This window comes from Dietzia sp. E1 (assembly GCF_014145015.1).
Lineage (GTDB): Bacteria > Actinomycetota > Actinomycetes > Mycobacteriales > Mycobacteriaceae > Dietzia > Dietzia cinnamea_A.
In genome coordinates this window covers 1-8390 of the sequence record NZ_JAALDU010000052.1, presented here as the reverse complement: position 1 = coordinate 8390, position 8390 = coordinate 1, and the positions used below count along the sequence as shown (strand labels likewise).

The 8390-nt window shown below is 65.5% G+C and carries 9 protein-coding genes and 1 pseudogene; 8 read left to right on the top strand and 2 right to left on the bottom strand.

Annotated features, from left to right (window positions below; genetic code table 11):
• Both G6030_RS02450 and G6030_RS02445 read left to right on the top strand, forming a co-directional pair.
• A pseudogene (locus G6030_RS02450) lies at positions 1 to 210 on the top strand (heavy metal translocating P-type ATPase); the annotation flags it as partial.
• 8 nt (positions 211 to 218) lie between these two features.
• The gene (locus G6030_RS02445; RefSeq protein WP_182642094.1) at positions 219 to 815 is read left to right on the top strand and encodes a CueP family metal-binding protein; all 597 of its coding nucleotides are present in this window, start codon (positions 219 to 221) and stop codon (positions 813 to 815) included.
• Between the two features lie 96 nt (positions 816 to 911).
• Here G6030_RS02445 and G6030_RS02440 read toward each other — a convergent pair whose 3' ends face one another.
• Positions 912 to 1301 carry a heavy metal-responsive transcriptional regulator gene (locus tag G6030_RS02440; RefSeq protein WP_061230215.1) on the bottom strand — a complete coding sequence of 130 codons (390 nt, stop codon included), beginning with the start codon at positions 1299 to 1301 and terminating at the stop codon, positions 912 to 914.
• 92 nt (positions 1302 to 1393) lie between these two features.
• Here G6030_RS02440 and merA point away from each other — a divergent pair, with 92 nt between their 5' ends.
• The 6 genes from merA (at position 1394) to G6030_RS02410 (ending at position 7235) form a co-directional block, all read left to right on the top strand.
• Positions 1394 to 2788 carry a mercury(II) reductase gene (gene merA / locus G6030_RS02435; RefSeq protein WP_182642093.1) on the top strand — a complete coding sequence of 465 codons (1395 nt, stop codon included), beginning with the start codon at positions 1394 to 1396 and terminating at the stop codon, positions 2786 to 2788.
• 81 nt (positions 2789 to 2869) lie between these two features.
• Positions 2870 to 3433 (top strand): signal peptidase II, encoded by a 564-nt coding sequence (gene lspA, locus G6030_RS02430; protein ID WP_235027338.1) that lies wholly within the window; start codon positions 2870 to 2872, stop codon positions 3431 to 3433.
• A gap of 579 nt (positions 3434 to 4012) precedes the next feature.
• Positions 4013 to 4600, top strand: a complete 588-nt coding sequence (locus tag G6030_RS02425; protein ID WP_096907166.1) for a copper chaperone PCu(A)C — start codon at positions 4013 to 4015, stop codon at positions 4598 to 4600.
• A gap of 6 nt (positions 4601 to 4606) precedes the next feature.
• On the top strand, positions 4607 to 5845 hold the full coding sequence (locus G6030_RS02420; RefSeq protein ID WP_096907165.1) for a Dyp-type peroxidase: 1239 nt from the start codon (positions 4607 to 4609) through the stop codon (positions 5843 to 5845).
• A gap of 114 nt (positions 5846 to 5959) precedes the next feature.
• On the top strand, positions 5960 to 6604 hold the full coding sequence (locus G6030_RS02415) for a thioredoxin domain-containing protein (RefSeq protein WP_182642092.1): 645 nt from the start codon (positions 5960 to 5962) through the stop codon (positions 6602 to 6604).
• Positions 6588 to 7235, top strand: a complete 648-nt coding sequence (locus G6030_RS02410; protein WP_017838588.1) for a vitamin K epoxide reductase family protein — start codon at positions 6588 to 6590, stop codon at positions 7233 to 7235. Before G6030_RS02415 ends, G6030_RS02410 begins: the two co-directional genes overlap by 17 nt.
• 181 nt (positions 7236 to 7416) lie before the next feature.
• Here G6030_RS02410 and G6030_RS02405 read toward each other — a convergent pair whose 3' ends face one another.
• On the bottom strand, positions 7417 to 8211 hold the full coding sequence (locus G6030_RS02405) for an SURF1 family protein (protein ID WP_238556435.1): 795 nt from the start codon (positions 8209 to 8211) through the stop codon (positions 7417 to 7419).
• Positions 8212 to 8390 lie beyond the last annotated feature (179 nt).

The window sequence follows — 8390 nt, the reverse complement described above, 5'->3', positions numbered from 1 at the left end:
ATGAAGCAGAACCTGTGGTGGGCCGCCGGCTACAACCTTGCCGCCGTGCCTCTCGCCGCCGGCGTGTTGGCCCCGGTCGGATTCGTGCTGCCCATGAGCGTCGGCGCCATCCTCATGTCGCTGTCAACAGTCGTTGTCGCTCTCAACGCCCAGCTGCTGCGGCGCCTCGACCTGAGTCCAGAATCCGTCACAAGAGCGATGGAGCGATGATAAACACGATGACCATCAGACACCACTCGCGGCGACGAGTCGCGTCCGCGTTCCTTGCTGCCGCCGCGTTAACTTTCGCCGGCTGCTCGACCGGGCCGTCCGAGAACGCTTCGACAGAACCACCCAACCCGTCGTTGGAGTCCTACGGCCTCGCCGGTCTCGACGCGCCCCAGATCATCAACAAACTCGACACCATGCCGGTGGCCGATAGGCCGGATGATCTGATCGCCTCGGCGCAGCCGACCGAACTGGTCTTGACCAGTAGCGATGAGGGCCTGGCAACGATGCCTATGCCAGATGACCAGTTCTATCTGTCAGTGGCGCCCTACAACACCAGCACCCACCCCTGCCAGTTCCACAGCCTGACCACCTGCCGCGGCGAGATGGCCACCGAAGAGGTGCACGTCACCGTCACCGATACCGCCACCGGAGACATCCTCATCGACGAACCACGCACCACCTACGACAACGGCTTCCTCGGATTCTGGCTACCGCGAGACATCACTGCCACGCTCACCATCGACTACGACGACAAGTCGGCCACTGTTCCGATCGCCACCGGAGACCAGGACCTCACCTGCCTGACCACCATGAGACTCACCTGACAACCCCCCCTCCCCGCATCAACAACCCCCCGCCGGGTCGCGGCCCCCGGCCGGCAGGGAAGGCGGTGCGTCCCGCATGGACCACAGCACCGCCAGTCAGAGGTAGCGGCAGATCGTCTCGGCTTGGCAGGTCGCAGGGTCCACTGTGCGGCTGGCGGACTGGAGCTGGGCGACTGCCTGACGCAGCTGCAAGAGATCGGCTATCTGCTGGTCGATCTCGTCCAGTCGAGTCACCAGGAGCGTGTCGACGTGAGCGCAAGGTGCCTGTCCGTCATCGCGAATCCGGAGGATCTCACCGATGCGGGCAAGCGATAGTCCCGCGCTCTGGCCCCGCCGGATGAAATCGAGCCGGGAGATCACGTGCTCGGGGTAGTCACGGTAGCCGTTGAGGGTTCGTTGTGGGGGCGGGAGCAGGCCCACGGATTCGTAGTAGCGAAGGGTTTTCGGAGTGGTGCCCGCCGTGGCAGCCAGTTCGCCGATCCTCATTGGAATTACCGCTCCTTCGAGACCGCCTGGGTTGACCTTCCAGTGCGCTGGAAGGTCCATCCTAATGAGCGAAGAAAGAGAGGGGCCATCTGATGGAACCGGGTTTCGAATTCGATTTGGCGGTGGTGGGCTCCGGCGGGGCAGCCATGGCGGCCGCTATCACCGCTCGCCAGGCCGGCAGGACGGTGCTGGTGATCGAGCACGGCACCATCGGCGGCACCTGCGTGAACATCGGGTGCGTCCCGTCCAAGGCGCTGCTGGCCGCTGCCGGCACCCGCCAGGTCGCACTGACCAATCCCTTCCCCGGGGTCCCCACCCTCGCCCGGGGCGTTGATCTGGGAGCGCTGGTCAAGCAGAAGGACCAGCTGGTCACTCGACTGCGGGAGACCAAGTACGCCGACGTCGCGAACGCCCATGGCTTCGAGATCCGCCGTGGGGAGGCTTCCTTCCTCGATCCCGACACTCTGGTGATGGATGGGGATCCGGTGGCGGCCGGTTCGGTGGTACTGGCCACCGGAGCAGAACCGGCACTACCGAAGGAGGTGACCGGGCTGGACGAGGTGGAGCATCTGACCTCGACCACCGCCATGGAATTAACTGAACTGCCCGACTCCATGATCGTCATTGGCGGTGGCTACGTCGGTATCGAACAGGCCCAACTCTTCGCCCATCTGGGCACCCGGGTGACCATCATCGGCAGGATCACCCCTGCTGCCGAGCCGGAGATGGTCGCCATCCTTCGCCAGGCCCTGGCTCAGGACGGGATCACGGTGATCGAGGAGCACGCCACCTCTGTCGACCGGCAGAACGCACAGGTCACAGTCCGTACCGCTTCGGGCCGCAGCCACTGCGCAGAACGGCTACTAGTGGCCACCGGGCGTCGCCCGTCCACAGACCGCCTCAACCTGCCAGCCGCAGGAATCGCCACCGACCCGGACGGATTCATCCTCGTCGACGAGCATCAGCGCACCACCAACCGGCGCGTCTTCGCCGCCGGTGACGCCACCTCGGCACCCCAGTTCGTCTACGTCGCTGCTGCCACCGGGAAAGCCGCCGCGGCCAACGCTCTTCGGACCGATCCGCAGGGCCCAGCCGAGGTCGTCGACTACACCGGACTGCCGACGGTGATCTTCTCCCGCCCCCAACTGGCCACCGCCGGGCTCACCGAAGCCGCAGCCCGGGCCGCCGGGCACCGATGCCAATCCCGGGTGATGAGCTTCGAGGACCTGCCGCGCGCCTTAGTCGACCAGGACACCCGCGGGGCGATCAAGATGGTCGCCGAAACAGAAACCGGAAGAATCCTCGGACTCAGCGCAATCGGAGACCACGCCGGAGAAGTCATGCTCGCGGCGACTTACGCCATCACAGCCGGGATGACCACCCGCCAGATCGCCGACACCTGGGCCCCCTATTTGACCGTCTCCGAAGCTCTGCGCCTGGTCGCAGGCACCTTCCACACCGAACTGCCCACCTCCTGCTGCGTCTGAACACCGCCTCCACGTGGGGGCTTGGTCGGTCGCGTTCGAGGTTTCCTGCCGTCTCGGTTTCGAGTCGAGGAAGATGATGCCATGTCGAAGGACGTCAATCCCGTTACTGAACCACCCCGACAAAGCGAACAAGGTGCCCTGGCGCGAACTGCTCTGGTCGTCTCCGTCATGCTGCTGGCCGCGGCGGACCTCGGAGCTAAGGCTTGGGCGGGCGGAGCACTGGCCGACGGCCACACGGTGGATCTGGGACCAATGCAGCTGCGCCTGGGTTTCAACTCCGGGGTGGCGTTCAGCCTCGGCGCTGGCCTTCCCGCCGGCGTCGTTCTCGGCATCACTGGACTCATCATCGGTGCGCTGGCGCTCTTCACCTGGCGGGCCACCGGCACAGCAACGCGCACAGTACGACTGGCGTTGGCCCTGGTCTTGGGCGGAGCTGTGGCCAACTTCATCGATCGCGCCCCCGACGGGGTGGTGACTGACTACCTGCACACCGGATGGTTCCCTACTTTCAACCTCGCCGATGTCTTCATCACCGGTGGCGCTGTGGTGCTGATCGTGGCCACCCTTACCGGCCGCGACAGGATCGAGGTGTGGGAGACGCCAGAAGTTGCAGCCCGGCAAGTCAGGGGACCTCATGACAACTGAGGTGGCCGCGGCAGCATCGGCCTTGTGGTTCGGCCTCGTGGCCGCGTTCGGGGTGCGCTCCTAGCGCCCCCATCAGAGCACCGGTTCCACCGCTTGCGCGGCCTGAGCGGTGCGCGCCCGGATCAGTCGGGAGGTGGGGTGAGATCTGGTGGCGGGTCAGCGACGATCACGACGCGCGATGTCAGGACCTGCGCGCCTTCCGCGACAGAGAGTCCGAGTTGCACCGATATTCTGCGGCAGATGCCTGGCAGCGGCTGACCCGGCAGGTCTATCCCCTGCCCGCAGAGCGCGAGCCCGCTTGGTCGGCAGCCAGTCGATGACGTCGCGCTCGCCTCTAGTTCGGTCGTACCTGTCCGACTAGGTGACGACGCGGCCGTACCCGGCCGATGCGGCCCGGCTCTGTCTCTTCCACCGCACGCCACGACCGGTGGGCCGGACCGAAGCGCCACATTATAGACTCTTGGCTAGCCGTTGCAGTCCGAACTGCGCCGTAACTTTTCCACGCCGGTGCGGCGCTCCGTTTGGAGATAGGGGTTGTCTCGGTTCAAGTGCGTGGAGCTAGATGGATGCGAGTGAGCTATGCGTAGGACCCCCTTCGTCGCGGTGATCGCCGCGGTCGCCCTGGGCCTGGCCGGGTGCACCTCGGAGAACACCGAGACCGAGACGGAGACGACCGCAGCCGCGACCGCTGGCGCGGCGCCCATTGTGGTGGAGGATGCGTGGGTCAAGGCCACTGACGTCAATGGGGGTACTGACCACGGCGAGGTCACTGGTGACCCCGGTTCCGGTGATTCGAACGCGCACGGCGACGGCGGCGCGATGGCACCGGTGTTTGGAATCGTGCGAAATCAATCCGATGCGGATGTCCGCCTGGTCGAGGTGACCTCCGCGGTTTCCGGTGAGGCCGAGTTGCACGAGACCGTCTCGGGGGCGGCGGGTGGCTCGATGATGCGGGCGCGAGAGGGCGGCTTTGTCATCCCGGCGGGCGGAGAGCTTGTGTTCGAGCCTGGCGGGAATCACATCATGCTGATGGGAGTGCACGAAGCGATCCGCACGGGCCAGGAAGTCACCGTGACCCTCACATTGGAGAACGGCGATACGAGCGAGATCGTCGCCTCGGCACGGTCGTTCGAGGGGGGCAATGAGCAGTACCAGGGCGGGGAGTGACGGGACATGGGCGACCAAAACCATCGCTCGGCGTTGAATCGCAGATCCTTCCTGGTCGGCGGGGCCGCCGTCGCCGGAGGTGCGGCGGGGTGGGGAGTGGGTGAGCGTACCGCCACTGCTCGGACCCCTGATCGCGACGCGGTGGCCAACTCCCGGGCCGTCGGCGCGGCCACCGAGCCCTTCTATGGTGACCGTCAGTCCGGCGTCACCACGGCGCCGCAGGCGCATGCGGCGTATGTGGCATTCGATCTGCGAGAGGGTGTTCGCGGCACCGACCTCATCGGCGTACTGCGAGCCTGGACCCAGGACGCGGCCCGGCTCACGCAGGGGCGCGGCGGTCTCGCCGACCTGCAACACGAGTTGGCTGAAGGACCGTCCCGGTTGACGGTCACCATCGGTTTCGGCACGGAGCTGCTCGGCAAGGTCGGGCTTGGCCGCCGCACCCCGGAGTGGTTGCAGCCGCTGCCGGACTTCCCACAGATCGACCGGCTCGAGGACCGGTGGTCCGGCGGCGATCTGCTGTTGCAGGTCTGTGCCGACGACCCGCTCACCGTCGCACACTCGGCCCGAATTCTGTCCTCAGGTGTTCGCGACGCGGTCACTCAGCGGTGGGCGCAGCGAGGGTTCCGCCGTGCCGTGGGCACCGACCCGTCCGGGCAGACACAACGCAACCTCTTCGGTCAGATTGACGGCACCGCCAATCCCTCACCGGCCGATGCCGACTACGACCAGTTGCTCTATTCCGATGGCGCCGACCGGCGATGGATGCGGGGCGGCACCTCCCTGGTGCTGCGCCGTATCCGGATGACGATGGACACCTGGGAGGAGATCGAACGGAGCTCCCGTGAGCTCTCGATCGGACGGAAACTCGACTCGGGCGCGCCACTGACCGGTACTACAGAACACGACCCCGCTGATTTCGAGGCAATGGACCGCACCGGGTTGACCGTCATCCCCACCGAGTCACACATCGCCCGGGCCCGGCCACGGGTCCGGGCCGAGACGATCCTGCGACGACCGTACAACTATGACGATGTCCCGGAGTCCGGCCAGATCAGCAACTCCGGTCTGTTGTTCGCTTCCTACCAGGCCGACCCGGTACGCCAGTTCGTGCCGATCCAGCAGCGACTGGCAGAGCAGGACATGCTCAACACCTGGACGGTTCCGATCGGCTCCGCCGTGTTCGCGATCCCACCGGGGTGCCACGAGGGCGGCTACGTCGGAGAGAGCGCATTGGAGGGATAGCCGCACGCAACCACCGGGGGTCATGGTCACCGCCTCACCGCCGAAGCAACGGCTGCCCGATTATCATCCAGTGATCACGTCGGGGCACGCATGAGTTAGAAAGCGGACAATCTGTTGAGTAAGAATCTGAAGCTCTCGCTAGCGCTGATCACGGCTGCGCTGGTCGTCCTGGTGGTGGCCTTACTGGCTGCCGGGAACGATTCCGGCTCCGAGCAGGCACGTCCTGATGACAGTCCGGGCACCGGAGTGTTGGTGCGTGAGGACAGTCCCCGACTGTCTGAGGGCGGTGACGCCGTCTTCGTTGAGTTCCTCGATTTCGAATGCGAAGCCTGCATCGCGCTCTATCCGACAATTGAGGACCTCCGCGAGCAGTACGGAGACCGGGTGACGTTCGTGGTGCGCCACATGCCCCTGCACGACAACTCTATGGCGGCGGCCCTGGCCGCCGAGGCCGCCGCCGAGCAAGGCCGGTTCGAGGCCATGTACCGCAAGTTGTTTGACACTCCCGAGCAGTGGGGCCACCAACAAACCCCGCAAATGGACAGATTTTTCGGCTATGCCGAGGAACTGGGGTTAGATATGGAGCGCTTCGAGAGCGCATACAACGACCCGGCCACCCTCGAGCGCATCGAGCAGAGCAAGCAGGACGGTCAGAGCCTCGGGGTCAGTGGCACGCCGACCTTCTTCCTGGACGGGGAGCGCCTCGAGCCGACCAGCGTCACCGATCTCGAGAACAGCATCAATGCTGCCCTCGAATAGCTCAGCCACCCCGGTCGCACACTCCACCAACGCCGGCCCGGATCAGTACCCCCACCGCAGGCTCGCGGTGGTGCTGATCGTTGGTGGGCTCATCGGCCTGGTCGCGGCGGTAGTGCTGCTGGTGGAGAAGATCGCGCTGATCGAGAACCCGGGCTACGTCCCGTCCTGCAGCATCAACCCTGTCCTGTCCTGCGGGTCGGTGATGACCACCGCGCAGGCCGAGGCCTTTGGCATCCCCAATCCGATCATCGGCATCGCCGGATTCGCCGCCACCACGGCCCTGGGTGCTGCGCTCCTGGCGGGGGGAGCATTTCAGCGCTGGCTGTGGGCCAGCATCCAAGTAGGCGTCACCTTCGCGGTGGTGTTCATCCACTGGCTCATCTACCAAAGCTTGTACAGCATCGGTGCCCTGTGCCCGTACTGCATGATCGTCTGGGCGGTGACCATACCGATCTTCTGGTACTGCACCCTGTGCAATCTTCAGCCACTACGCCGCAGCGATTCGGCGGGTCTTGCGCGCCTCATCGCCGTAGTTACCGAATACCGGGGCGCGATACTTACCGCCTGGTACCTACTTGTCCTGCTGCTCATCACGCACCGCTTCTGGGACTACTGGACCACCCTCGTCTAGAAACGCTCGCCGAACAGCAGATCGCGTTCCGCGAGTCAGTCCTCGGCTCACTCGGGGGCGGCACACCGCAGTCTGCGCAGGCGCTCCCAGATCAAAGCAGCGCACGCCGGATGGCTCTCGGACCCGGTCCCCCGCCCGCTGTCCAACTCCTCGTACAGCTATCGACTGCTGTCGCAGACGATCAGGCGCGGTTGCCTCCACGCGAGCTGCGTCGATACTCGGATGCGAACCGGTCACCGTAGCGATCACGCATGGCCGCCGCTACGAGCCGGTCTGAGTCCGCGGCCTCGTCCGATGGACCATCGTCTCCAACCGTGGCCGCGGGAGGGCCCGACGGGGCCTGCGACGCTGTGGTGTCCTGCCCGGGACCTGCTGCCCGGTTCCCGCCCTTGCGTGGCCGCGCCGCGGCGGCATCGTTGTCCTCGTCGTCCAGACGACGGCGCTGACGTATCTCGCTCCACACGAAGTAGCCCAGGCCGATGGGAGCGAGGACCCCGAAGGCCATCCACTGCAGTCCGTACGACAAGTACGGACCCGACTCGGTGGACGGCACTGGCATCGGTTCCAAAGACCCGGGCTGCCCACCGGCGAGCTGGAGATAATAGGGCGACAAGTCGGTGCCGAGGAGGTCCCCGATGACGGGGGGGTCGATGTTGCGCACCATGTTCCAATCGTGCAGAACGATGGGTTGGGCGGGAGCATCCATCGGGATCCTGAGGCGGGCGATGATGGTCAGCTGGCCCGTCGGCGCGGACGGGAAGTCCGGGACCGCGTTGTCGTCGCCGACGCGGACCCATCCGCGGTTGACGAGCAGGGAGTCACCACTGTCGGTGCGGAATGCACGAAGTGCCTGGTACACGAGTTCACCGTCGACGGACTGCATCCGCAACAGGACATCCTCCATGGGCAGGTAACTTCCGCGCGCAGTAACCAGATGCCACTCGGAATCACCGAGAGATCCCTCCCGCCGGATCACTTCGTCCAACGGAACCGGCCCTGCCACGCTGCTCTCAACGAGCTGGCATTGCGTGCCTTGAGATCCTCGTACTTGTTCAACTGCCAGGGGGCAAGCATCGTGAAGCACAGGTAGGCGAAGAGGCTGATGAACTGTCAAGCTCCGGGTTTTGTAGAGGGTGGTTATCTGGTGTCGATGAG